23 protein-coding genes are annotated in these 22,872 nt (G+C 69.3%); 3 read left to right on the forward strand and 20 right to left on the reverse strand.

The genetic code is table 11. The features are described from left to right. The first annotated feature begins 93 nt into the window (after positions 1–93). The gene (locus G361_RS0134090) at positions 94–396 is read left to right on the forward strand and encodes a DUF4190 domain-containing protein (protein ID WP_019931628.1); all 303 of its coding nucleotides are present in this window, start codon (positions 94–96) and stop codon (positions 394–396) included. Between the two features lie 43 nt (positions 397–439). On the opposite strand, the gene G361_RS0134095 is transcribed toward G361_RS0134090, so the two are convergent. The 3 genes from G361_RS0134095 to G361_RS0134105 form a co-directional block, all read right to left on the reverse strand. Further along, positions 440–1,264, reverse strand: a complete 825-nt coding sequence (locus tag G361_RS0134095; RefSeq protein WP_019931629.1) for an enoyl-CoA hydratase/isomerase family protein — start codon at positions 1,262–1,264, stop codon at positions 440–442. Positions 1,265–1,440: 176 nt separating this feature from the next. Then, a complete protein-coding gene (locus G361_RS0134100) occupies positions 1,441–2,625 on the reverse strand; it encodes an acyl-CoA dehydrogenase family protein (protein WP_019931630.1) in 1,185 nt (394 codons plus the stop codon). A gap of 83 nt (positions 2,626–2,708) precedes the next feature. Further along, positions 2,709–3,449, reverse strand: coding sequence for an alpha/beta fold hydrolase (locus tag G361_RS0134105; protein ID WP_026343840.1), 741 nt, complete (start codon positions 3,447–3,449; stop codon positions 2,709–2,711). Between the two features lie 125 nt (positions 3,450–3,574). On the opposite strand from G361_RS0134105, the gene G361_RS0134110 reads away from it, so the two are divergent. Then, positions 3,575–3,889 carry an antibiotic biosynthesis monooxygenase gene (locus G361_RS0134110; protein WP_019931632.1) on the forward strand — a complete coding sequence of 105 codons (315 nt, stop codon included), beginning with the start codon at positions 3,575–3,577 and terminating at the stop codon, positions 3,887–3,889. A 7-nt stretch (positions 3,890–3,896) separates the two neighbouring features. Here the strand turns inward: G361_RS0134110 and G361_RS0134115 are convergent, their stop codons facing one another. After that, positions 3,897–6,599, reverse strand: a complete 2,703-nt coding sequence (locus tag G361_RS0134115) for a discoidin domain-containing protein (RefSeq protein WP_155981947.1) — start codon at positions 6,597–6,599, stop codon at positions 3,897–3,899. 199 nt (positions 6,600–6,798) lie between these two features. Between G361_RS0134115 and G361_RS0134120 the strand changes: the two genes are divergently transcribed. Further along, positions 6,799–7,608 carry an LLM class flavin-dependent oxidoreductase gene (locus G361_RS0134120; protein ID WP_019931634.1) on the forward strand — a complete coding sequence of 270 codons (810 nt, stop codon included), beginning with the start codon at positions 6,799–6,801 and terminating at the stop codon, positions 7,606–7,608. A 79-nt stretch (positions 7,609–7,687) separates the two neighbouring features. On the opposite strand, the gene G361_RS0134125 is transcribed toward G361_RS0134120, so the two are convergent. From G361_RS0134125 to folP, 16 genes are all read right to left on the reverse strand, one after another. After that, positions 7,688–8,494, reverse strand: coding sequence for a phytanoyl-CoA dioxygenase family protein (locus G361_RS0134125; protein WP_019931635.1), 807 nt, complete (start codon positions 8,492–8,494; stop codon positions 7,688–7,690). 106 nt (positions 8,495–8,600) lie between these two features. Continuing rightward, a complete protein-coding gene (locus G361_RS0134130; protein WP_026343841.1) occupies positions 8,601–11,141 on the reverse strand; it encodes an ATP-dependent Clp protease ATP-binding subunit in 2,541 nt (846 codons plus the stop codon). A gap of 293 nt (positions 11,142–11,434) precedes the next feature. Then, a complete protein-coding gene (locus G361_RS0134135) occupies positions 11,435–12,058 on the reverse strand; it encodes an FHA domain-containing protein (RefSeq protein WP_019931637.1) in 624 nt (207 codons plus the stop codon). 197 nt (positions 12,059–12,255) lie between these two features. Further along, positions 12,256–12,618 carry an Lsr2 family protein gene (locus tag G361_RS0134140; RefSeq protein WP_019931638.1) on the reverse strand — a complete coding sequence of 121 codons (363 nt, stop codon included), beginning with the start codon at positions 12,616–12,618 and terminating at the stop codon, positions 12,256–12,258. A 118-nt stretch (positions 12,619–12,736) separates the two neighbouring features. After that, a complete protein-coding gene (gene lysS, locus G361_RS0134145) occupies positions 12,737–14,203 on the reverse strand; it encodes a lysine--tRNA ligase (protein WP_019931639.1) in 1,467 nt (488 codons plus the stop codon). Positions 14,204–14,393: 190 nt separating this feature from the next. Further along, a complete protein-coding gene (locus G361_RS0134150; protein WP_019931640.1) occupies positions 14,394–14,825 on the reverse strand; it encodes a rhodanese-like domain-containing protein in 432 nt (143 codons plus the stop codon). Further along, entirely contained in the window at positions 14,822–15,466 is a 645-nt protein-coding gene (locus G361_RS0134155; protein ID WP_081635724.1) for a cysteine dioxygenase, read from the reverse strand. The genes G361_RS0134150 and G361_RS0134155 overlap by 4 nt, the downstream gene beginning before the upstream one ends. Before the next feature lie 177 nt (positions 15,467–15,643). Then, the gene (locus G361_RS0134160) at positions 15,644–16,438 is read right to left on the reverse strand and encodes a type III pantothenate kinase (RefSeq protein ID WP_019931642.1); all 795 of its coding nucleotides are present in this window, start codon (positions 16,436–16,438) and stop codon (positions 15,644–15,646) included. A 22-nt stretch (positions 16,439–16,460) separates the two neighbouring features. Then, complete coding sequence (panD, locus tag G361_RS0134165) at positions 16,461–16,880, reverse strand: aspartate 1-decarboxylase (RefSeq protein WP_026343846.1); 420 nt, start codon at positions 16,878–16,880, stop codon at positions 16,461–16,463. 32 nt (positions 16,881–16,912) lie between these two features. Beyond that, positions 16,913–17,836 (reverse strand): pantoate--beta-alanine ligase, encoded by a 924-nt coding sequence (gene panC, locus G361_RS0134170; protein WP_019931644.1) that lies wholly within the window; start codon positions 17,834–17,836, stop codon positions 16,913–16,915. Then, positions 17,833–18,744 carry a Rossmann-like and DUF2520 domain-containing protein gene (locus G361_RS0134175; protein ID WP_026343847.1) on the reverse strand — a complete coding sequence of 304 codons (912 nt, stop codon included), beginning with the start codon at positions 18,742–18,744 and terminating at the stop codon, positions 17,833–17,835. The genes panC and G361_RS0134175 overlap by 4 nt, the downstream gene beginning before the upstream one ends. Positions 18,745–18,893: 149 nt before the next feature. After that, positions 18,894–20,330, reverse strand: a complete 1,437-nt coding sequence (locus G361_RS47530) for a DUF6779 domain-containing protein (protein ID WP_155981948.1) — start codon at positions 20,328–20,330, stop codon at positions 18,894–18,896. Positions 20,331–20,499: 169 nt separating this feature from the next. Next, positions 20,500–20,970, reverse strand: a complete 471-nt coding sequence (locus G361_RS0134185; protein WP_026343848.1) for a DUF3180 domain-containing protein — start codon at positions 20,968–20,970, stop codon at positions 20,500–20,502. Positions 20,971–20,975: 5 nt separating this feature from the next. Then, positions 20,976–21,515, reverse strand: a complete 540-nt coding sequence (folK, locus tag G361_RS0134190) for a 2-amino-4-hydroxy-6-hydroxymethyldihydropteridine diphosphokinase (protein WP_019931648.1) — start codon at positions 21,513–21,515, stop codon at positions 20,976–20,978. Further along, complete coding sequence (folB, locus tag G361_RS0134195) at positions 21,512–21,895, reverse strand: dihydroneopterin aldolase (RefSeq protein WP_019931649.1); 384 nt, start codon at positions 21,893–21,895, stop codon at positions 21,512–21,514. The genes folK and folB overlap by 4 nt, the downstream gene beginning before the upstream one ends. After that, on the reverse strand, positions 21,892–22,818 hold the full coding sequence (folP, locus tag G361_RS0134200; protein WP_019931650.1) for a dihydropteroate synthase: 927 nt from the start codon (positions 22,816–22,818) through the stop codon (positions 21,892–21,894). The genes folB and folP overlap by 4 nt, the downstream gene beginning before the upstream one ends. Positions 22,819–22,872 lie beyond the last annotated feature (54 nt).

Genomic DNA, 22,872 nt, shown 5'->3' on the forward strand with positions numbered 1-22,872 from the left:
CGGCTCCGCCGCGCCCGAGATCGACCGACTCGCCTGATCCGCACCGGATTCGGCGAGAATCGGCTCTGCCCCCATAGAATCGATGGGGTGGCCATGTGGAATGACGCGCCCTTCTACGGGGGGCTACCCGAGGAACCGCCCGGTTCGCCGGTCGAGCACCCGCACGCGACGACGGTGCTGCTCCTCGGGGCGCTGAGCGTGTTGTGTTGCGGCGCACTGGGTCCGGTGGCCTGGGTGATGGGCAAGCAGGCGCTGACGCAGATCGACCGGTCCTACGGCGGTCTGGGCGGCCGGTCACAGGTGCTGGTGGGTTACATCCTCGGCGTGGTCGGCACCGCGCTGATGGTCATCACGGCCATCATGTTCGTGCTGATCATGCTCGGCGGCAACGCCTGAGCCGAGGCGCTCGCCCGGCGTGCGGATCGGATCGGGTTGCGGCTCAATCCAGTCCGGGCGGTTCCGGTTCACCGGACAGGCCGGTCTCCGACCATTCGGTCGCCGGCCATTCCCCGGCGACACTGCCGCTCCACTTCGGCTGACGCCGATCCCGCAGTGCCGCAATGCCTTCGCCGCCGTCGACACTCTCCGCGACATAGGCGGTCAGCTCGGACTCCAGGCGGCCGACCGTCTCCGGGCTCATGCCGAGCCCTTCCCACATCAGCCGCTTCGACAGCGCCATCGGCAGCGGCGCGGACCCGCCGACCAGATCGTGCGCGACGGCCAGGGCCGTGGGCAGTACCTCGCCGGCCGGGAGACAGGAGTTGGCCAGGCCCATCGCCTGCGCCTCCTCGCCGTCGAAAGTCCGGCCGGTGAGCATGATGTCGGCGGCATTGGCCATACCGACCAGCCGCGGCAGCGTCCAGTGCGCGTAGCCGTCGGCCAGCGCCGCGCGACGCACCTGGTTCAGTCCGTAGACGGCGTCGCGGGCCATGTAGCGGAGGTCGCACTGCAGGGCCAGCGCGAGCCCGATGCCGACGGCGTGGCCGTTGACCGCCGCGATCACCGGCTTCCGGATCCGCCACGGCGGCGGATCGATGGTGGCGCTGACCTCGCCGATCCGGTTGGAGAGGTCCGCGCCGGCGCAGAAGGCGGGCGGCGTACCCGTGATGACCACGGCCCGGATCACGTCCTCGCTGTCGCAGCGGCGCAAGGCGGTGCCGAGTTCGGTGGCCATCGTCGGCGTGAAGGCGTTCTGCTGGGCCGGCCGGTGGAGCGTGAGCACAGCGATTCCGGCGGACACATCGACGTGCAATTCCGAACTCATGCGACTCGTTCCTAGCTGTGACAGGCCCGGCGCCGACGCCGGGCGACAATCCGCTCACGGCGCACCGACCTGATCGGCCCGGCGGCACCGCCACCGAGCAGAACACACGCATGATCCCCGGCGCAACCGGGTGCTCGATTATGACGAGTTCGGGCCTTCTCCGAAACCCCTCGAGGTCAGCCGAGCACCTTTCGGCCGATGGCCCATTTGTGCACCTCGGTCGGACCGTCGTAGAGACGGAAGGCTCGCATATCGCGGAAAATCATCTCGACCACGGTCTCGTCGCTGATCCCGATGCCGCCGAGCACCTGTACGCAGCGGTCGGCGACCTTGAACAGCTCCTCGGAGACGAAGGATTTGGCCATCGAGCTCTCGTGCCGGGCCCGCTCGCCCTGATCCATCAGCCAGCACGCGTGCCAGATGGTGAGGCGGCACTGGTGCAGCGCGACCTCGTTGTCCGCCAACAGGAACGACACACCCTCGTGCTCGCCGATCGGACGGCCGAAGGCGGTGCGGGTGCGGGCGTGTTCGACGGCGATGTGCTGTGCCCGTTCGGCCGCGCCGAGCCAGCGCATGCAGTGGGTCAGCCGGGCCGGGGCCAGCCGCAGCTGCGCGTAGCGCAGGGCCTGCCCGGCCTCGCCGAGCAGCGCCTCCTTCGGCAGGGTGAGGTCGTCGAACCGGACGACGCCGTGGCCGCCGACGTAGTTGCGGTCCATCGTGTTCATGGTCCGCTCGATGACGATGCCGGGCTGCCCGCCGTCGGTCAGGAACAGCGTCGGCCCCTCCGGGAGGTACGGATTGGCCGCGAGCCGGGCCATGATGATCCAGCTGACCGCGCCGTCGGCCCCGGTGATCAGCCATTTGCGGCCGTTCACCGTGAAACGTTCGCCGTCGAAGGTGGCGGCGGTGGACAGCTGGCCGGGATCCGAGCCCGCGCCGCCGGGTTCGGTCATCGCGAAGACCGAGCGCTGGCGGCCGTCGATCAGCGGCGCGAGATGCTGATCCACCTGCTGCGGATTCGCCACCTTCGACAGCAGGAACATGTTGCCCTCGTCGGGGGCGGCGCAGTTCATCGCGACCGGGCCGAGGGTGGACCAGCCCGCCGCCTCGTACAGCACCGCCTGCTCGACGTGGGTCAGGCTGCGGCCACCCAGGCCCGCCCCGCCCAGTTCGACCGGAGCCTGGATGGTCAGCAGCTTCTCCGCGCGCGCCAGCTCGACGAGTTCCTGCCGCAGGTCGTCGTTCGGCCCGTGCGAGGTGAGCCGGGGGTCGCGCTCGTAGGGGACGATCTTGTCGATGACGAACCGGCGAATCCGGTCACGTTCGGCGGCCAGCTCGGCGGGAATCGCGAAGTCGATCATCGTTGGTCACCTTTGTGCTCGAGGGGCGCGGCGCGTGTGCCCGAGCATACGGTCCCGCCCCAGGAGTGTGAAGGCGGGTGCCATCACTCGAGATCGCGGAGGAAGGCCGACACCTCGGCCCGGTAGGCGGCGGGCCGGTCGTCGTGCACGAGGTGACCGGCGCCGGGCACGACCACGTACCGGGCATCCGGGTGGCGGCGGGCCATCTCGCGCATCTGCCCCGGTGGCGTGATGGTGTACTCGCCCTCGATCAGCAGCGCGGGGGCCCGGACCGCATCCCATTGCGCCCAGAAGTCGCGGGTGCCCCACTCCTCGGAGATGTCGCGGAAGGTGGTGACGGCTCCGTGCAGGCGATAGCCGTCCGGACCCGCGGTGAAGGAGTTCAGGAAGTACCGGCCGGCCACCGGGCCGAAATAGTCCAGCACCGCGTCGGCGTCGGGGAACGGTTGCGGCCAGGCATTCACCATGGCCGCCCAGTCGCTCGCGGTGCGGCCGCGGAAATCGGGGGCCATATCCTCGACCACCAGCGCGCGCACCCGCTCCGGATGCTGTGCGGCGAACATCCAGCCGTGCAGGCCACCCATGGAATGGCCGATGACCACGAGCGGTCCGGGGAGCGCGGCGGTGGCGGTCGCCAGATCGGCCACGAACGCCTCCGTGCTCAGGACCGGCGGCGCGGCGCGGCCGTGCCCGGCGGCGTCGAAGGTGTAGAGGTGGCCGAAGTCGCGCAGCCAGTCCACCTGCGTGTCCCAGGTGCGGGCACTGCCCATCAGACCGTGCAACAGCAGGATCGGCGCACCCTCGCCACCCTCGTCGTGCAACATCGACCGGCTCGCCTCCTCGCGCTCCACCCTTGCGACTCGGCCGAGCGTAACCGCCGGACCGGGCCCGGCGCCGGTGACCGGGGGTCGCGGATCCGCCCGGCGGCGACGCGGGCCAGAATTGGGTTATGGCAGTCGTGAAGATCAATGCGATCGAGGTTCCCGAAGGAGCCGGACCGGAACTCGAGCAGCGGTTCGCGCACCGCGCGCACGCGGTGGAGAATTCGCCCGGATTCCTGGGTTTCCAGCTGCTCCGCCCGGTGGCCGGAGACAACCGCTATTTCGTGGTGACGCAATGGGATTCCGAGGAGTCCTTCGCCGCGTGGCGCGACGGCCCGGCCAAGGAGGCGCATGCCGGTCAGGCGCGGCAGCCGGTCTCGACCGGGGCGTCGCTGCTGGAATTCGAAGTCGTGCTGGACGTTTCGGGCAAGTCGGCGAACTGATCCGGCGTCACGGCCCCGGGGTGCGGACCTCGAGTTCGCGGAGACCGGGTGGGGACGCGGCATCGGCGCTGTCCATGCGGACGCGCACGTAGCGGGCGGTGATCCGGTCCGGCAGGCGGCCGTCGGCGCCGGGTGCGACGGCCGTCCAGGTGTGGTCGTCGAGGGAGACCTCGAAGCGCGCGGCCGGGGCCGGATCGAACCAGTGCGGGACGATCCGGTCGATGACCGTGGCCGCGCCGAGGTCGACGGTGAAATCGGCCGTGCGATCCGCGGCGCGCCAGCCGATGCTCGGCGTGCCGTTGACCGCCGCCTCCGCGTAGTAGCCGGGCTGTTCGCTGGTCGCGGTGGCGGATTTACACCGGGCCGCATCGTCGGTCGGCGCCAACTGCGGCCGGCGGGTGGGCAGGTCCAGTGGAGCCCCGGGACCGGCCCGTCGCAGGCCGGCCGCGGTCTCCACCGTCATCGGCGCGCCGGACCGCAGCGTGATCGTGCTGCGTACCGGTCCGATGGCGACGTCGAAAATTCTTCCGCGCCAATGTATTCCCCGCACGGTCACACCGTCGCGGACCAATTGCGGCAGCAGCGGCGCGAGCCGGATCCGGTCCTCGCGCAGGCGTAATCCGGTGAGGCCGTTGAGGAATTCCTGCAGATAACCGCCCGCGAGGGTGACGAAGCCGAACGCCGGCGCTCCCGCCAGCGGATCGGCCCGGCCCGCCTTACCGCCGCGCGACTCCGCGAACTGCCCGAACGGTTCCCGGACGAACGGCCGCGCCGAGCGGTCCATGTACGTGCTCACCGCACAGCCGGGCTCGCCGTTCTCCGCCGCGTCGACCGCGTGCACCGAATCGGTCATGGCCGGGCCGTCCGGATCGGTGCGGTCGGCATAGAAATCGAGGGTCCGGCGCGCGACCTCCTCCGACATCGGCCACTGCAACGGATATTGCAGCAGGACCGCATCGGCCTGTTTGATCCGGCCGCCGGCGTAACCGTCGTATTGCCGGAATATCCGCGCCTGCGCGTCGAACGGTATGCGCAGCCCGTTCGCGATCGTCAGCCAGGCGGGTGGTACCGCCGCGCCGAGCAGATGCGCGGCCCGGGTGGCGACCCAGAGCGATTCGGCGGCAACGGCATTGGTGTAGACGCCGTCGTCGACGCCGTTGCTGTATTCGTCCGGCCCGGCGACGCCGCGGATCGAATAGCCGCCGTCCGAATCGGATGTCACACGCGCGGACCAGAATTCGGCGATATTCGACAGGACCGGCCAGCCGCGCTGCCGCAGATATTCCAGATCCCCGGTCGCCAGATAGTACTGCCAGACCGCCAGCGCGATATCGCCCTGGAGATGGATCTGGGTGAGACAGTGCGGCGGCGACCAGCTGTGACAATCCGTCCACAGATCGCCGGTGGCCGCACTGGTCCACGGATAGAACGCACCCGGATAACCGAGCCGGCGCGCATTGTCCCGGGCGGCGGGCAGGGTCTTGTATCGGTATTCGACGATCGAACGGGCCAGTCGCGGCGCGGTTTCCAGCAGTGCGGGGAACATCCAGATGTCGGCATCCCAGAAGATCAGCCCGGCATAGTTGTCGCTGCTCAGTCCGGTCGGCGAAATGCTGTTGTCCTGTTCGGCATTCGTCGCGGAATACAGCGCGTACTCGGCGCCGCGCACCCAGCGCTGCATATCCGGTCGGCCGGGGATCTCGATATCCGCGGACCAGAGCTCACGCCACGCGGCGGCCTGCCGCGCCAGCAGTTCCGGCCAGCCCTGGGCCGCCGCCCGACCGGCCGCGGCGGTCGCGGCCGCGGCCGGATCGGCGGCCGTGAGCGCGGTGTCGACGCCGACATATTCCGTGACTCCATACGAATTGTTCGCCGTCACCTCGAATTTCACCCGCTGCGCGGTGTCCGCACGAGCCACCGGCCGGTCGCCCGCCGCCAGGACGGTCGCCACGTCGCCCACGACATCGGTTGTCGTGGTGCGGAATTCGACATCCATCGTGGCGGCACCGGAGGTGCGGACGGCGGTGCGCCGCATGCGGCGGGCCGCGGCGAGATCGGTCAGGCCGGTGACCGACAGCGCACCGGCGAAATGCGGCACGATCGTCAGATGTACTGCGGCGGTGTGCGGATCGGCCCGGTTCGCCAGCACCTCGTACACCAGACCCACCTCCCGTCCCGACCGCGGATGCCAGGTCAGCTCGGTGCGCACCAGCCCGCAACGCAGGTACAGGGTCTGCCGGAAATCCCGCACCTGCTCGGGTGACGTTGCCGGCGAATAGGTTTCGTCGCCGACACCGACCAGCAGGGTCGACCAGTTCGGCAGCGCCGCGATCACCGACCGGCCCGCCGCCAACCCGGGATCGCGGCCGTAGAGTCCGGCGGCGAAAGCGCCGTCGTAGCGCGGCGTGTACAACGGCCACCCCGATCGCTCACCGGTCTCGAGATATCCCATCCCGGCGGGCGGCACCCGCAGCCCCAGATATCCGTTGCCGACGAACGGATGCTGGTCGTACGGCGCGGCGAACGAGGTGGACGCCGGCGCCCACTCCGGCAGGCCCGATACCGGATCACCCGGGCACGGAGTCGCGGCGGTTCGATCCGTATGGATGCCGCAGCCCCCGGTGGCGGCGACCACGATCGTGACCGCCGACGCGGCGAGCCCCACCAGCAACCGCTGGCTCCGGATCACCGGTCGCGCCGTCGACGCCATCGGATCAGGATCGCACAACCGCTGGTCGACGCCCCGGCACGACCCGCGTATCGCCGGATGCGGACCGGTGGCGCCACCCGGAGTCCGCAGTGGCGCCTGCTCATCCCGGCGGTATTCGGACAGCACGCCGGGTACGGGAATGTGATCTCCGGTATGCCGGTCGTAATGCGGGAATGCCACTGTGCGAGGAGGTTTCATCATGGCCCTGCGATTCGGCCTCATGTCCGTCCCCAGATCGGCGGCGGAATGGCTACAGACCGCGCGTACCGCCGAACAGGACGGTTACCACACCCTGCTGCTACCCGACACCGTCTACACGCTGTCGCCGTTCCCGGCCCTCGCGGCCGCGGCGGCGGTGACCACCGAACTACGGCTGCGGCCGAACGTGCTCGCCGATCCGCTGCGGCTCGCGCCGGAGACCGTGCGCGAATCCGCCGCGCTGCAACTGCTCTCCGAGGGACGTTTCGAGCTCGGGCTCGGCGTCGGCCGGCCGGATACCGATATCCAGTTGCAGAAGCTCGGGCGGTCGGCCGGGTCGACGGCGGAGCGGCGGAAACGGCTGCTCGCCACGGCCACCACGGTCCGCGCCGAGGTGGATCCCGCGCCGCCGATCGTGATCGCCGCCGGTGGGCCGAAGATGCTGGCGGCCGCCGCGACCGTGGCCGATCGCATTCTGCTGGCGACCGGACCGCATGCCACCGAGGACGATCTGAACAGCCTCGTGACCCATGTCGGGGACAGTGCCGCCGACCGGCCCGCGGCGTTGGGTCCGGTCGCCCTCAGCCTCCAGATCGCCGGGATCGGCGATCGGCTCAACGCCTTCGTGGCGGCACAGGGCCTGAACGCGGCGGATCTCCGGGAGGCCGGGTCGATCGCCGTCCTGCCCGAGGACCCCGCCGAGATCGTCGACATCCTGACCGGTCGCCGCGACAAATTCGGTATCGACGAGGTGATCGTGCCCGCGGAACTGGTCGACCTGTTCGCGCCGGCCCTGGCCCGGCTGCGCTGAAAGGCGCGCCTTCGCGGCAACGACCACCGGCAGCCGGGACCGGTCGAACGTCCGGACGTGGGCCGCGGAGAGCGCGCCCTCAGCGGCCCAGGCCGAGCCGGATCGCGCGTTCCAGCGGGGTGTAGGCGTCGTCGAGGCGGTCGAGGACGCACGGGTCGCGGAGACCCAGCGGGGGCTGGGCCATGAATTTGGGCCGGTGGCCGCGGTGCGGCTGAGCGGCGTGGACGAGGAAGGGGTGGCAGAGGTAGACGTCACCGGCCGCGCCGGTGGCCGTGGTCACCGGTAGGTCGGCGGTGGCGGCGTAGGCGTCGAGCAGGCCGATCATCTCGGCGCCCGGCGGGCCGTACGGTTCCAGCGCCTTCGCCATGCACAGGTGGGAGCCGATCCGGATCCGGGTCGGTGCGTCGTCGGGGCCGACGTCGGAGAACAGGAACAGCATCAGCAGTGCGCGGCCGGTCGAGGTCACGTTGATCCGCCAGCGCAGGTAGTCGCCCGGGTCGCCGTCGCCGGGGAAACTCGCGTCGATATGCCAGCCGTCGTCGCCGGGAGATTCCACACTGGGGAAGCGGATCGGCCAGCCGCCGAGGCTGTTGCGCGGGATCCAGCGGCCGGGGCCCACCAATTGATCGAAGGCCTCGGTCAGGGCCGGGGTGGTGACGGCGTGCCGGAACGGTTCCTCGGCGTGGTCGGCCAGGCGGACGACCGGGGCCGTCCAGGTGGCGGGGTCCTGTGGATCGAATCCGGTGGCCCGCCAGAGGATCTCCCGCCCGGCATCGGCGATCTCGCGGGGAAACGCCTGCTCGACGCGGACATATCCGTCGGTGACGAACGCCTCGATCTGGGAATCGGTGAGCATGACGGCCTTTCGCTCGGGTGCCGTCTGCACGATGCGCCTTCCGGTGGCTCGCCGCCAGTGATTTTTCCGGAGCCGGAAACGGCGAAAGCCCCGCCGTTCCGGGGCGAACCCGGAACGGCGGGGCTTTCGAGGAGAACTACTCTCCGGAGGCCGCGGCGCTGTCGCCCGCGAGAGCCGCCACCGGCTCCGAGGCGTCGACCTTGGACTCCTTGGGCCGGCCCGCGAAGGTGAACTTCGCGTTCTCGCCGGAACCCTCGCCGTCCCAGCCCTCGACGTCGACATCGACCACCTGACCGGGGCCGATCTCGCCGAAGAGGATCTTCTCCGACAGCTGGTCCTCGATCTCGCGCTGGATGGTCCGGCGCAGCGGGCGAGCGCCCAGCACCGGATCGAAGCCGCGCTTGGCCAGCAGATCCTTGGCCTGCGGGGCGAGATCGATCTCCATGTCCTTGTTCCGCAGCTGCGTGGCGACGCGGTTGATCATCAGGTCCACCATCTGCACGATCTGATCCGTGGTCAGCTGGTGGAAGACGATCACGTCGTCGATGCGGTTGAGGAACTCGGGGCGGAAGTGCTTCTTCAGCTCGTCGTTGACCTTGAGCTTCATCCGCTCGTAGTTCGAGCCCTCGACATTCGACTGCGTGAAGCCGAGGCCGACCGCCTTCGAGATGTCGGAGGTACCGAGGTTCGAGGTGAAGATCAGCACGGTGTTCTTGAAGTCGACCGTGCGACCCTGGCCGTCGGTGAGGCGGCCGTCCTCCAGGACCTGCAACAGGGTGTTGTAGATCTCCTGGTGGGCCTTCTCGATCTCGTCGAACAGCACGACCGAGAACGGCTTGCGCCGCACCTTCTCGGTGAGCTGGCCGCCCTCCTCGTAGCCGACGTAGCCCGGAGGGGCGCCGAACAGCCGCGAGGCGGTGAAGCGGTCGTGGAACTCGCCCATGTCGATCTGGATGAGCGCGTCGTCGTCGCCGAACAGGAAGTTCGCCAGCGCCTTGGACAGCTCGGTCTTACCGACACCGGACGGACCGGCGAAGATGAACGAGCCGGACGGACGCTTCGGATCCTTCAGGCCGGCCCGAGTGCGGCGGATCGCCTTGGAGACGGCCTTGACGGCATCCTCCTGGCCGATGATCCGCTTGTGCAGCTCGTCCTCCATGCGGAGCAGCCGGGTGGTCTCCTCCTCGGTGAGCTTGAACACCGGGATGCCGGTCCAGTTGGCCAGCACCTCCGCGATCTGCTCGTCGTCGACCTCGGCCACGACGTCCAGATCGCCGGAACGCCACTGCTTCTCGCGCTCGGCCCGCTTGGCGACCAGTTGCTTCTCCTTGTCGCGCAGACGCGCGGCCTTCTCGAAGTCCTGGGCGTCGATCGCCGATTCCTTCTCCCGGCGCGCCTCGGCGATCTTGTCGTCGAATTCGCGCAGGTCCGGCGGGGCGGTCATGCGGCGGATGCGCATCCGGGCGCCGGCCTCGTCGATCAGGTCGATCGCCTTGTCCGGCAGGAAGCGGTCGTTGATGTAGCGGTCGGCCAGGGTGGCCGCCGCGACCAGCGCGGAGTCGGTGATGGAGACGCGGTGATGCGCCTCGTACCGGTCGCGCAGGCCCTTGAGGATGTTGATGGTGTGCTCGACGGTCGGCTCGCCCACCTGGACCGGCTGGAACCGGCGCTCCAGGGCGGCGTCCTTCTCGATGTACTTGCGGTACTCGTCGAGGGTGGTGGCGCCGATGGTCTGCAGCTCGCCGCGGGCCAGCTTCGGCTTCAGGATGGAGGCCGCGTCGATGGCGCCCTCGGCCGCACCCGCACCGACCAGCGTGTGCAGCTCGTCGATGAACAGGATGATGTCGCCGCGGGTGTTGATCTCTTTGAGCACCTTCTTCAGGCGCTCCTCGAAATCACCGCGGTAGCGGCTACCGGCGACCAGGGAACCCAGGTCGAGGGTGTAGAGCTGCTTGTCCTTGAGGGTCTCGGGGACCTCACCGTTGACGATGGCCTGTGCGAGGCCCTCGACCACGGCGGTCTTACCGACACCGGGCTCGCCGATCAGCACCGGGTTGTTCTTGGTGCGGCGGGACAGCACCTGCATGACCCGCTCGATCTCCTTCGACCGGCCGATGACCGGGTCGAGTTTGCCCTCGAGCGCGGCCTGGGTCAGGTTGCGGCCGAACTGGTCGAGGACCAGCGAGGTGGACGGGGTGCCCGACTCGCCGCGGGCGCCGGATTCGACCGGCTCCTTGCCCTGGTACCCGGACAGCAGCTGGATGACCTGCTGACGGACCCGGTTGAGGTCGGCGCCGAGCTTGACCAGCACCTGGGCGGCGACGCCCTCACCCTCCCGGATCAGGCCGAGCAGGATGTGCTCGGTGCCGATGTAGTTGTGACCGAGCTGCAGGGCCTCCCGCAGGCTCAGCTCCAGCACCTTCTTCGCCCGCGGGGTGAAGGGGATGTGCCCGGACGGCGCCTGCTGGCCCTGCCCGATGATCTCCTCCACCTGGCTGCGCACACCCTCGAGCGAAATACCCAGGGATTCCAGGGACTTCGCCGCGACACCTTCACCCTCGTGGATCAAGCCCAGCAGGATGTGCTCGGTGCCGATGTAGTTGTGGTTGAGCATCCTGGCCTCTTCTTGAGCCAGGACAACGACCCGCCTCGCGCGGTCGGTGAACCTCTCGAACATCGCTCCCTCACTTCCTGCTCCGCTTTCGACGGCATCCGGCGCCACATGCCATTCACTTGTTGCGCCAGCCTGCCATGAAGCCCTGGGGTTGCACCTCCCCGCCTCCACTCTAGTTGGCGGGGGTCACTGCCGTCGTCCGTCCACCCTATTGCGAACCGGCGACAACGCGACTCATTCAGTCATAACGTGACTGCTACAGAGAACGTTTCCGTCACGGATATGCCCATAGCGAACATCGGCAATCCGGTCCGCCGGCACCGCCGAGCAGCCCGTATGGGACGCGCCCGGCCGGCTCAGAGGTCCCGCTCGGAGACGATGCCGCTCTGCAGGGCCAGGCCGGCCAGCCGCACCCGCTTCTGGTTCTGCGGCAGATCCTCGACGCCGAACTTGCCGAACAATGCGCGCAGATGCGTCTTGATGGCGTCCACGCTCAGGAACAGCTCGGTGGCGATCTGCTGATTGGAGGCCGGCGTCGCGAAGCCCGCGTTGTTCTTGTACGGGCGGCACAGGGCGATCAGCACCGCGCGCTGGGTATCGGTGAGCTGACGGAGCGTGGGCAGCGAGGCGGTCGAGGTGCGGGTCGCGTCGTCGACCACGCCGCTGAAATCGTGGAACGACATCATCGAGGTGCCCACCCGGATCCGGTCGCCGGCCACCAGCCGCCGCCGGCCGACGAGGCGTTCCCCGTTGACGAAGGTGCCGTTACGGGACAGGCCGTCGTCGACGATGGTCCAGTGCGCGCCCAGGTATTCGATGGCCGCGTGCAACCGGGAGACCTCGGCGTCCCAGGACAGCGTGACATCCGCCTGTGGCGAGCGCCCGATGGTCAGGCGCTGCCGATCCGGGGAAAGTACCAGTTCCTGTGGCCTGCCGGTGTCGTCGGTGAATCGGAGGAACGATCCGTGGAATGTGGTCACTACAGCGATACCTCAGGCTGCCCGACCCGGCGACGTGTTCGCACGGTTTCCATGGTGCCGCGCCTCCCCACCACGAGCAAGATCGTACTCCCCGCGGGACCGGCGGACACGTTCCCCGGTTATACGGAAAAGGAATGAAAATGCCGCCGCCGCCCGGGTCACCACGATTCCTTCCGGACGGCAGCGGCGGAAAGCCGCTAGCTGCGGCCGACCTCCTTGTTGTAAGCCTCGGTAATGTCCGCCGAGATACGGCCGCGCGCGGAGACCTTGTGTCCCTTGCGGCGCGCCCATTCGCGAATTGCGGCACTCTGTTCGCGATCCATCGAGACCCGGCTCTTGGGCGCCCCGGTGCCGGTACCGGCCGGCTTGCTGCGCCGCCGGCCGCTGACCCGGCGCGCGTTGGACACCCACTGCTCCAGCCCGTCGCGAAGCTTTGCCGCATTTGCCGCGGACAGGTCGATCTCGTACGACACACCGTCGATCGCGAACTCGACGGTCTCGTCCGCGATGGACTCACCGTCGACATCGTCGATCAGGCTAACGGTGACCTTCTTTGCCATGAGATGAACGTCCTCTCGAAATCGTGCGACCCGCATACCGGGGCCGATACCCGAGTTGAGAATACCTCGAATTCCGAGATTTCCAACACGAAGATTCGACATTCGATTCAAGTGACGGTCAGCGTGCCGCCGGACGCACAATTGGGAACAGTATCGTTTCCCGGATTCCGAGCCCGGTCAACGCCATCAGCAAGCGATCGATTCCCATACCCGTACCGGTGGTCGGCGGCATCCCCTGTTCCATCGCGGCGAGGAAGTCCTCGTCCAGGCGCATCGCCTCGTCGTCGCCCGCAGCGGCCAATCTCGCCTGATCGATGAACCGCTCGCGCTGAATCACGGGATCCACCAGTTCCGAATAGCCGGTGGCCAACTCGAAGCCGCGTACGTACAGATCCCACTTCTCGGTGACGCCCGGCTTGTCGCGATGCTGCCGGGTCAACGGTGACGTCTCCACGGGGAAGTCGCGCACGAAAGTCGGCGCGTAGAGCTTGTCACCATAGCAGTGCTCCCAGAGTTCCTCGACCAGTTTGCCGTGGCCGTAGCCCTTGCCCTCGGGAATTTCCAGTCCCACCCGATCGGCCAGCGACAGCAATTCCGGCACCGTCGTTTCGGGTGTGACCTGCACGCCGAGCGCATCGGAGAGCGACGGGTACATCTCGACCGTCGTCCACTCGCCACCCAAGTCGTATTCGGTACCGTCCACCAGCGTGACCACCAGCGTTCCGTACGTCTCGCGGGCAACCTCCTGGATCAATTCCCGCATCATCCGCGCGGAATCGTCGTAGGTGCCATACGCCTCGTATGTTTCCAACATGGCGAACTCCGGCGAATGTGTGGAGTCGGCGCCCTCGTTGCGGAAGTTCCGGTTGATCTCGAAGACCTTCTCGATACCGCCGACCACACAGCGCTTCAGGAACAGCTCCGGCGCGATGCGCAGGTACAGATCGATGTCGAGCGCATTGGAATGGGTGACGAACGGCCGGGCCGCGGCGCCACCGTGCAACGTCTGCAACATCGGGGTCTCCACTTCCAGGAAACCCCTGCGCTCCAACGCATTCCGCAATGCGCGCACCACCGCGACCCGGGTACGCGCCATTTCCCGCGCCTCCGGCCGCACGATCAGGTCCACATAGCGTTGCCGGACCCGGGCCTCCTCGTTCATCTCCTTGAAGGCCACCGGGAGCGGTCGCAGCGCCTTCGCGGCCATCGACCAGGAGTCGGCCATGACGCTCAATTCGCCGGTGCGGGAGGTGATCACCTCACCGTGCACGAATACGAAGTCACCGAGGTCGACATCGGCCTTCCAGGCGGCCAGCGGATCGGGCCCGACACCGGCGAGGCTGATCATCGCCTGCAACTGGGTGCCGTCGCCCTCCTGGAGCGTCGCGAAACACAACTTGCCGGTATTGCGCATGAATATGACGCGCCCCGCGACACCGACCCCGAGTCCGGTCGCGGTATCCGGCGCCAGCTCCGGATAGGCGGCGCGAATTTCCGCCAGTGTGTGCGTGCGCGGCACCACCACGGGATATGCTTCGCCGCCGGACTCGAGCAACCGCTCCCGCTTCTCCCGGCGAATCCGCATCTGCTCGGGCAGCTCGACTTCCGCTGCGGCAGGACGGGATTGCCCGGCAGGTGCGCCAGCCCGGTCGCGACCGGACGAAGGGGGGTTCGCGTTGCTCACGGAGAACCAGCCTATCCTGCGCCCGAAACCAATTTATGCGCGGGCGGGAGGGCGGAACCGGTAACGACTCCGTATCGCTTCGGGTACGAATTTACAGCGAAGCCAGCGTGTTGACCTCACGCGTGAAATGCGCCGACCGCGCGGCCACCGACAAGAGTCCGGCCGCCTTCAACGCCTGATAGCCGCCGACCAGATCGGTGGATCGATGCAGGCCCAGTTGTTGCAGGGCCGCCGCGGCCAGGCTCGAGGTGTAGCCCTCGGAGCAGACCACGATCCATTCCACGTCGTGTCCGGTGGCCAGCGACAGCCGGGCCGAACTCGTCGGATCCAGCCGCCATTCCAGGACATTCCGCTCGATCACCAGCGCACCCGGCAACGTGCCTTCCTTGACGCGCTGCGCCTGCGGTCGAATATCGACCAGCAGCGCGCCCCGGGCGATCGCCTGCGGCAATTCGAAGGCGTAGATCCGCTGCAGTTGTGCCCGGGCGTTCTCCAACATGCGATCGATGGTCAAGTGGGTCATTTCACATCGCCTTCGGGCTGATCGGTGAGCACTGTCCGGGTCCGCCGCAGCGACCCGTGGCCGGTGATCTCGTAATAGGACATGGCTGTCAACGGTGGCGAGTAGGCGTGCACCGACAGGGTCGGTTCCTGCGCCCCACCCGGATCCGCGAGTAGGCCGGGGGCGCGCACCACATCGTGCACCCACCCCAGCGGAAAAGATGCCTGATCGCCCGCGGACAGCGTCCGTTGCCGCAATTCCCTTCCATTCCAACGGAATTCCGACAGCGCGCCGCCGAGCACGGTGAGTGCTCCGAGCGAACCGGCGTGGTCGTGCAATTCGGTGGCCTTGTCGGGCACCCAGCTGATCAGCCAGACGTCGACCTCGTCGTCGGTCAGCAGGCGGGTGGCCCATCGATTCGCTGTGGGCCACACCCCACCGGCGGGCAGCAGATGGTCGTATCGGCCGGCCAGCACATCCTCGGCGCCCTCGTCGGTGAGCCGCAGCAGGTCGGCAGGCCGCAACCGGGTGGGCAGGGCCGAGGCCACCGGTCGTTCGACGACCTCGGACGGCAGCGTGCGGGCGCGGACCCCGGGGGTACCGGACACCAACGGCGGTGCGGTCACGGTGACGGAACGAGGGGAAGTGACAGAAGAACGCATGAGCGAATCTCCAGGAGAAGTGGACGACCGGGGGCAGATACGAAGCCCCGACGTCGGCCGAGGCGAATCAGCCTCGACAACACTCCTGGGAGATCATGCGCTTGAACACGGATGCGAGCTTAGCAGCATTCCGGCGCGCCGCCGATACCCCTGTGGCGAATCCGACACCGGTGACCGTCATCGGCGGCGCTGCTGCTGATTGCGCTCGTAGACCAGGCGCAGGCCGTCCAGGGTCAGATGCGGCTCGTGATGTTCGATGGTCTCCGATTCGGGCACGATCAGCGGGGCGGCGGCGCCGGTCGCCACGACCGCGACATTGTCGCCGGACAGCGCGTCCAGTTCGTCCCGGATGCGATCGATCAGCCCGTCGACCAGGCCGGCGAAACCGAAGATCGCACCGGATTGCAGGCATTCGGTGCTGTTCTTGCCCAGCACCGACCGCGGCCGGGCCAGCTCCACCCGGCGCAGCGCGGTATTCGACACCAACGCCTCGGTCGCCGTCTCCACGCCCGCGGCGATACTGCCGCCGAGGAACTCGCCCTTCGCCGACACCACGTCCACACAGGTCGCGGTGCCGAAATCGACCACGATCGCCGCCGTGTGGAACCGCTGATAGGCGGCCAGGCAGTTGACGATCCGGTCCGCGCCGACCTCCTTCGGATTGTCGACCAGCAGCGGAATCCCGGTCCGCACACCGGGTTCCACCAGCACGTGCGGTACCTCGGCCCAGTATCGACTCAGCATCGTGCGCAGTTCGCGCAGCACCGGCGACACCGTCGACAAGGCGGCGACCCCGACCACCTGGTCCATCCGCTCGCCGAGCAGCCCGCGCACCTGCATGGCGAATTCGTCGGCGGTGAGCAGTGGGTTGGTGTGCACCCGCCAGGTGCGGGCCAGTTTCGCATGCGATCCGCTGCCGGTGAAGACGCCGAGGCTGATGCTCGTCGTCCGGACGTCGATGGTCAGCAGCATGGCGTCGCGCCTCGCCCGCGGATCAGGCGACGGTCAGGGAACGAGGGGAGGACAACCCGGATCCGTCGGGCGCGTGCGCCGGATCGGCGCCCAGGTCCACCGGGCGGTTGCGCTCGTCGACGAACACCACCCGCGGCGCATACTCGCGCAGCTCGGCCTCGTCCATCATGCCGTAGGCGATCAGGATGACCAGATCGCCGGGATGTACGAGATGTGCTGCGGCGCCGTTGATTCCGATCACCCCGGAACCCGGCTCACCGGCGATCACATAGGTCTCGAGCCGGGCGCCGTTGTCGATGTCGACGATGCAGACCTGTTCGCCCTCGAGCAGGTCGGCGGCCGCCATCAGATCCGGATCCACCGTCACCGAACCGACGTAGTGCAGGTCGGCATGGGTGACCGTGGCGCGGTGGATCTTCGACTTCATCATGGTGCGCAACAACGTCGTCGCCTCTCTCGATACGGAACGGCCGGTCAGGCCGGGGACGTGGGATGGCCGTCGGCCGACACCCCGACCGTCACGGACAGATTGTCGATGAGCCGGGTGCCGCCGATCCGGCCGGCGACCAGCAGCCGGGCGTTGCCGCTCCAGCCCGGTGCGCCGACCGGGCCCAGATCGGCGGCGCGCAACTCCAGATAGTCGACGCCGATCCCGGGCGCCTGATCGAGGACGGCGCGCGCGGCGGCGACCACCGCCTCCGGTCCGAGTCCGGCGGCGTGCCGGCCCGCGGCCAGCGCCGCCGACAATGCGGCCGCCAGCTCCCGCTGCACCGGATCCAGATAGCGGTTGCGCGAGGACATCGCCAGCCCGTCGCGTTCGCGGACCGTGCCCACCGGCACGATTCGCACCTCGAAGTTCAGGTCCCGCACCAGCTGCCGGATCAGGGTCAGCTGCTGATAATCCTTCTCACCGAAGAACGCCTCGTGCGGTCGCGCGATCTGCAGCAGCTTCGCCACCACGGTCAGTACCCCGGCGAAATGGCCGGGCCGCACCGCGCCCTCCAGCTCCGCGCCGAGCGGGCCGGGTTCGACGGTGGTGCGCGGACCGTCCGGATACATCTCGGCCGCACTGGGCGCGAAGACCAGTTCCACACCCTCGCCGCGCAACAGTTCCACATCGGAATCGAGGGTGCGCGGGTACTTGCCGAGATCCTCTGCCGCGCCGAACTGCAACGGGTTCACGAAGATCGAGACGATGACCACCTGATTGGTGCGCTTGGCCCGGCGGACCAGCTCCAGATGCCCGTCGTGCAGGGCGCCCATGGTCGGCACCAGCGCCACCGTGCGGCCCACCGCGCGCAGCGCGTTCGACACCGCGGCCAGCCGGGCCGGATCGTGCAGCACGGTCAGCTCGCCCGGCCGATAGCTCGCGCGCAGGGTCGTCGGATCGGCCGTCAACGGTCCTCCAGCAGTTCGATGAGGTCGGGATCGGATCCGGCCATCTCGGCGGTGCGCAGCGACAGCGCGCGGTAGCCGGCGGCCAGCCGGGGATCGAGGGTGGTCAGCGCGTCCAGGTGCGCGGATACCGCGGCGACGTCGCCGCGCGCCACCGGGCCGGTCAGTGCCGCCGGGCCGCGCCGCAGCGCGTTGTCCAGCGCCGCCGAGGCCAGCGGGGCGAGGATTCGCTCGGGCAGGCCACCGGGCTGGCCGTCGACCAGCGGTTGGCCCAGCAGGCCGGGGCCCTCCAGCGCGGACCGCAGCGCGGCGACCGCGTCGACGATGAGCGTGACCAGGTGATTGCTGCCGTGGGCGAGCGCGGCGTGATAGAGCGTGCGGTGCTCCTCGGAGACCCGCACCGGCTCCCCGCCCATCTCGATGACCAGCGACTGCGCGATGGCGTAGCCGATCTCGTCGGCGGCGGTGATACCGAAACAGGCGTTGCCGAGCCGGGTGAGGTCCTCGTCGTGACCGGTGAAGGTCATGGCCGGATGGACGGCCAGCGGCAGCGCGCCGAGTTCGGTCAGGGGGGCGAGGACGGTGATGCCGTTGGCGCCGGAGGTGTGCGCGACGATCGTGCCGGGCCGTACCACCGCGGCGGTGGCCAGGCCGGATACCAGGCCGGACAGTTCGGCGTCGGGGACGGCCAGGATCAGCAGCTCGCTGCGCGCGGCCACCTCCTCGGCGGGCAGGATCTGCGATTCGGGTAGCCGGGTGCGCGCCCGGCGCACCGAGGCGTCGGAGATCGCGGACACTCCGAACACCACATGGCCGGCCCGCTCCAGCGCGGCGCCCAGCGCCGAACCCACGCGTCCCGCCGAGACGATTCCCACCGTCAAGCGTGCAGGCGCAAAGTGACTGGAGGTCACCGTTGTCCTCTCGAAATGATGCTTCGACACAGTTCCAGTCCCGCGAATGCGCAGGTACCGGACTTACCGAGTCGAGAATAGGCGCCCGGCCGCGCACGCGGCCAGCACGGGGACCGTGATGTTCGCCTCACGAACACCGTGGCCCGGGCTCAGCGGTTGGTGTCGTCGTCCTGTTCCGAGCGCAGGTTGGCCATGATCTCGGCGACCGAGAGGCGGTGGGTGCTGTCCTCCGCCGCGCGGCGGCGCCGGCGGGCGCCGGGGGTGCCGATCGGCGTGCCCGGATCGGCCGGATTCGCGGCGGCCGGTGCGTGGGTCGGCGAGGTCTGGTCCCGGAGGTCCTGCCAGCCGGTGGACGCGGGCTCGGCCGGAGGTTGCCGGTCGGCGTACTCCGGCTGCGGGGCGCCGTTGCGGGCCTGGTCGTCGCGGTTCGCGTGGATGTCGGGGGCCACGCTGGGCTCCCGGGCGGCGCCCCGATCCCAGATCGCGCCGCGGCGCGGCGCTTCCACGGGCCGGTGGATCTCGGCGGGAGGGGTGTCGCCGGTGGTGTCCGGCGACCATCGGTCGTCGCGGGAGATGTCCTCGGCGGGCGGCGCGTCCGTGCGGGACCGGGCCCAGTCGTCGTCCGTGGCGCTTTCGGGCCAGGCCGCGTTTCGCACCGGGTCGCCGGACCCGGTCGCGTCGTCCTGGGGCCAGGCCGGCTCGGCGGGCGCGCTGGTCTGCTCCCAGGACCAGCCGGCATGTCTCGCCGGCTGGTCCGGATCGTCACGCGACGGCTCGCCGGCCCAGGTCGCGCCGGTCTCGGCGGTGTCGCCCCAGCGCGATTCCTTCCGGAAGTCCCGCTCCTCGCGGGGTTCCGGACGCAGCATCGGCTCGACCCGGTGGGACGGATCGAAGCCCTCCAGCGGGTCGAACGGATCGAACGCCGCGGACCGGTAGGCGTCGAAACTCGCGAAGGTCTCCGACGCGTGCGAATCGAGGAAGGCGGCGAAGGAGATATCGGACGGATGCGGATCCGCGGGCGCCTCGTGCGCGAAGTGTTCCGGCGTGACGATCGAGGTCTCGGCGGTCACCGGATCGTCGAAAGGGCTGGCGAAGGCGGGCGGCTCCGGATGGTCGGGCTCGAAGATCGGGGTCATCGAGATCGGCGACAGCGGCGGGGCGTTCCAGGGATCCCAGTCGGTTTCCGTGTGGTTATCGTTCGCCGACGACGCGCTCGGCAATTCCTGGATCCGGAACGCGTCCGCGTGCAGGGCAGGCCGGTGATCCATCTGTACACCGTCGAACAGACGTTGCAGGTTCTCCCGCAGCACCACGAGTTCGGCGCGCAGGGCGGCCAGCTCCTCCGACTCGGCGCCGACCTCCTCCCGGACCCGGGACTCGACATCGTGCTCGAATTCGCGCCGCGCGCTGATCTCGCGCTCGAGCTGCAGCTGATAGACCTTCTGCAGGTCACGGGCCTTGGCCCGGTCATCCGTCGACTCGCGGCGATAGCGGGTCGCAGCGAGCGCGCCGAGAACGGCCGCCCAGAGTGCGGCCACCAGTCCGATCCGAACCAACTGCAGGCTGTCACTGAAGATCAGGAACACACTGGCAATCAGACCGAGCAGAATCAAAAGACCGAGAACAAGTTTCCCCGTGTCACCCCGGGACTGCCGGGAAGCACTGCTACGGGAGGGTGGAGCCATGCCCGCTAGGGTAGCTTGCTCAGCTGAATCCGGCTCGTTTCTGATCAGGTGACTAGGAACCCATCGATAACTAAGCGGTTGCGGATTCATCCGGTGGCTCGCCGGGCGCCCGACAGCAATACTCCAGCCACAACGCGGCCGCCACCAGGGCCGCGCCCGCCACCAGACCGACGATCGCGCCGGGGGTGTCGGCGGCCGCCGCGTGCAGGCTGGACCGCTGCGGATACACCCAGACCAGGAACCCCAGCCAGACCCCGCCCGCCAGCGAGCCGACCTGCGCCGAGGCCTTGGCCAGCGCCACCGCGCGGGCCACGGTGATCGGATGCAGCTGCCGGGGACCGTCGCCGATGCGCTCGTCGCCGACCCGGGTCCGGATCATGAAGCCCAGCACCGCTTCCAGCGCCGCGACCGGATACAGGGACGCGCCCGCGATCACGGTGATCGGCGGGAAGCTCGAGTACGCCCAGCGGGTGGCGACCCAGGCCACGACCGCCGCGATCAGCACGTTCGCCGTCAGGTCCAGCGCCCGCGTCGGTTTCATGACATTCACCGCGAGACCGCCCCGAGCGTCAGTTCGGTGGGTCGTACCGCGGCGCGTTCGGCGGGGTCGAGTTCGGCCAGCAGATCTCGGACCGGCCGGGCCCGGCCGTCCACCTCGAGCGTGGCCTCCGGTTCCGCCGCGAGCCACGGCACCAGCACGAAGGCGCGATGGCGCGCCTGCGGATGCGGCAGGACCAGTGCCGGATCGGCGCTCCGGACCGGCGTCGCACCGCCTGCCGAATCCGTTGTGACACAGGTGATCACGTCGACATCGAGGGTGCGGGCGCCCCAGCGCACCTCGCGCACCCGGTGCGCGGCCTGTTCCAGTTCCTGGCCGCGGCGCAACCACTCCCACGGGCCGGCCTCCGGATCGTCCACCACCAGAACGGCATTCAGGTAGTCGTCCTGTTCCACGCCACCCCAGGGGGCGGTCGTGTAGACCGGCGACACCGCCACCAGCCACGGCGCGAACGCGTCGACGACGCCGCGCAGATGCGCCTGCCGATCGCCGAGATTCGACCCGATCGACAACACCGCCCGGCTCACGATCCCACCTCGGCCGTGCGGCTGCGGGTGGTGACCACGCGGACATCCGCGAAGGTGTGCGGGATCGGCGCCGAGGGCTTGTGCACGGTCACCTCCGCGGCCGCGATGCGCGGATCGGCGGCGAGCACGGCGTCGGCGATCTCCGACACCACGGTCTCGATGAGATCGCGGGCCGGGCCCTGCACGATGCGCACCGCCAGTTCGGCGAGCGTGCCGTAATCAACGGTGGCGCCGAGATCGTCGGTGGCCGCGGCGGCCGCGAAATCCGTCCGGACGGTGATGTCGACGACGAATTCCTGGCCGTCGCGGCGCTCGTAGTCGAACACGCCGTGATAGCCGAACGCGCGCAGACCGCGCAGCTCGATCCGATCGGTATTCACCTGACTCCCTGTCGCCGTCGATCCCCGTCGATCGCACCCGTATCCGTGCCGTCCACGGCCGCCGGCTCGACGCCGCCGCGCCGCCAGGCCTCGGTCACCGCCAGGGCGTCCAGCGACGAGCGCACATCGTGTACCCGGACCCCCCACGCGCCGTGCCAGGCCGCCAGCGCCGAGACGGTGGCCGTCGCCACCTCACGCCCGTCGGCCGGGCGCGGGGTCGCCGCGGCATCCGGTTCGGCCAGTAGCGAGCCCAGGAAGCGCTTCCGGGACGCGCCGACCAATACGGGCAGCCCCTGCCCGACCAGCCGGGGCAGCGCATGCAGTAATGCCCAGTTGTGACCGGCGTTCTTCGCGAACCCCAGGCCCGGATCCAGGACCAGCGCGCTGGGGTGGACCCCGGCGGCCAGCGCCAGATCCACCTGCGTGGACAGTTCGTCGATCACCTCGGTGACCACATCGTCGTAGTGGTCGGCCGGGCCCAGATGGCGGTAGTCGGCCGCCGCCCGCCAGTGCATGAGGATCCACGGGATCCCGGCGTCGGCGACGACCCGGACCATATCCGCGTCCGCCCGGCCGCCCGAGACGTCGTTGACCACCGACGCGCCCGCCTCGATCGCCGCCGCGGCGACGGCGGCCCGCATGGTGTCCACACTGGTCGGCACGCCGGCCGCGCGCAACTCCCGGATCACCGGGGTCACGCGCGCCGTCTCCGCGGCCGGATCGACCCGCACCGCACCGGGCCGGGTGGACTCGCCGCCGACATCGATGATGTCGGCGCCCGCCCGGTACAGCCGGATACCGTGCTCGACGGCCAGCGCCGGATCGAGGTACCGGCCGCCGTCGGAGAAGGAGTCGCTGGTCACGTTCACGACTCCCATGACCACACAGGACCGTCCGGCGCGGGGCGTGATCAGCGGGATCATGGGCAGTATCTTCGCCTATCCGTTCCGGCGCGTCGCTGCCGGTATCCGGCTGCC

This window comes from Nocardia sp. BMG111209, assembly GCF_000381925.1.
In the GTDB taxonomy this organism is placed as follows: domain Bacteria; phylum Actinomycetota; class Actinomycetes; order Mycobacteriales; family Mycobacteriaceae; genus Nocardia.

Bases quoted from the DNA above. Each gene is read 5' to 3' on its own strand.
- G361_RS0134120 (WP_019931634.1), top strand. From the start codon at position 6,799: ATGGCCCTGCGATTCGGCCTCATGTCCGTCCCCAGATCGGCGGCGGAA.
- lysS (WP_019931639.1), bottom strand. From the start codon at position 14,203: ATGCGGATTCGCCGGGAGAAGCGGGAGCGGTTGCTCGAGTCCGGCGGC.
- G361_RS0134095 (WP_019931629.1), bottom strand. From the start codon at position 1,264: ATGAGTTCGGAATTGCACGTCGATGTGTCCGCCGGAATCGCTGTGCTC.
- G361_RS0134100 (WP_019931630.1), bottom strand. From the start codon at position 2,625: ATGATCGACTTCGCGATTCCCGCCGAGCTGGCCGCCGAACGTGACCGG.
- G361_RS0134155 (WP_081635724.1), bottom strand. From the start codon at position 15,466: ATGCGTTCTTCTGTCACTTCCCCTCGTTCCGTCACCGTGACCGCACCG.
- G361_RS0134150 (WP_019931640.1), bottom strand. From the start codon at position 14,825: ATGACCCACTTGACCATCGATCGCATGTTGGAGAACGCCCGGGCACAA.
- G361_RS0134090 (WP_019931628.1), top strand. From the start codon at position 94: ATGTGGAATGACGCGCCCTTCTACGGGGGGCTACCCGAGGAACCGCCC.
- G361_RS0134140 (WP_019931638.1), bottom strand. From the start codon at position 12,618: ATGGCAAAGAAGGTCACCGTTAGCCTGATCGACGATGTCGACGGTGAG.
- G361_RS0134115 (WP_155981947.1), bottom strand. From the start codon at position 6,599: ATGGCGTCGACGGCGCGACCGGTGATCCGGAGCCAGCGGTTGCTGGTG.
- G361_RS0134105 (WP_026343840.1), bottom strand. From the start codon at position 3,449: ATGTTGCACGACGAGGGTGGCGAGGGTGCGCCGATCCTGCTGTTGCAC.
- G361_RS0134130 (WP_026343841.1), bottom strand. From the start codon at position 11,141: ATGTTCGAGAGGTTCACCGACCGCGCGAGGCGGGTCGTTGTCCTGGCT.
- folP (WP_019931650.1), bottom strand. From the start codon at position 22,818: ATGATCCCGCTGATCACGCCCCGCGCCGGACGGTCCTGTGTGGTCATG.
- G361_RS0134110 (WP_019931632.1), top strand. From the start codon at position 3,575: ATGGCAGTCGTGAAGATCAATGCGATCGAGGTTCCCGAAGGAGCCGGA.
- G361_RS0134185 (WP_026343848.1), bottom strand. From the start codon at position 20,970: ATGAAACCGACGCGGGCGCTGGACCTGACGGCGAACGTGCTGATCGCG.
- G361_RS0134160 (WP_019931642.1), bottom strand. From the start codon at position 16,438: ATGCTGCTGACCATCGACGTCCGGACGACGAGCATCAGCCTCGGCGTC.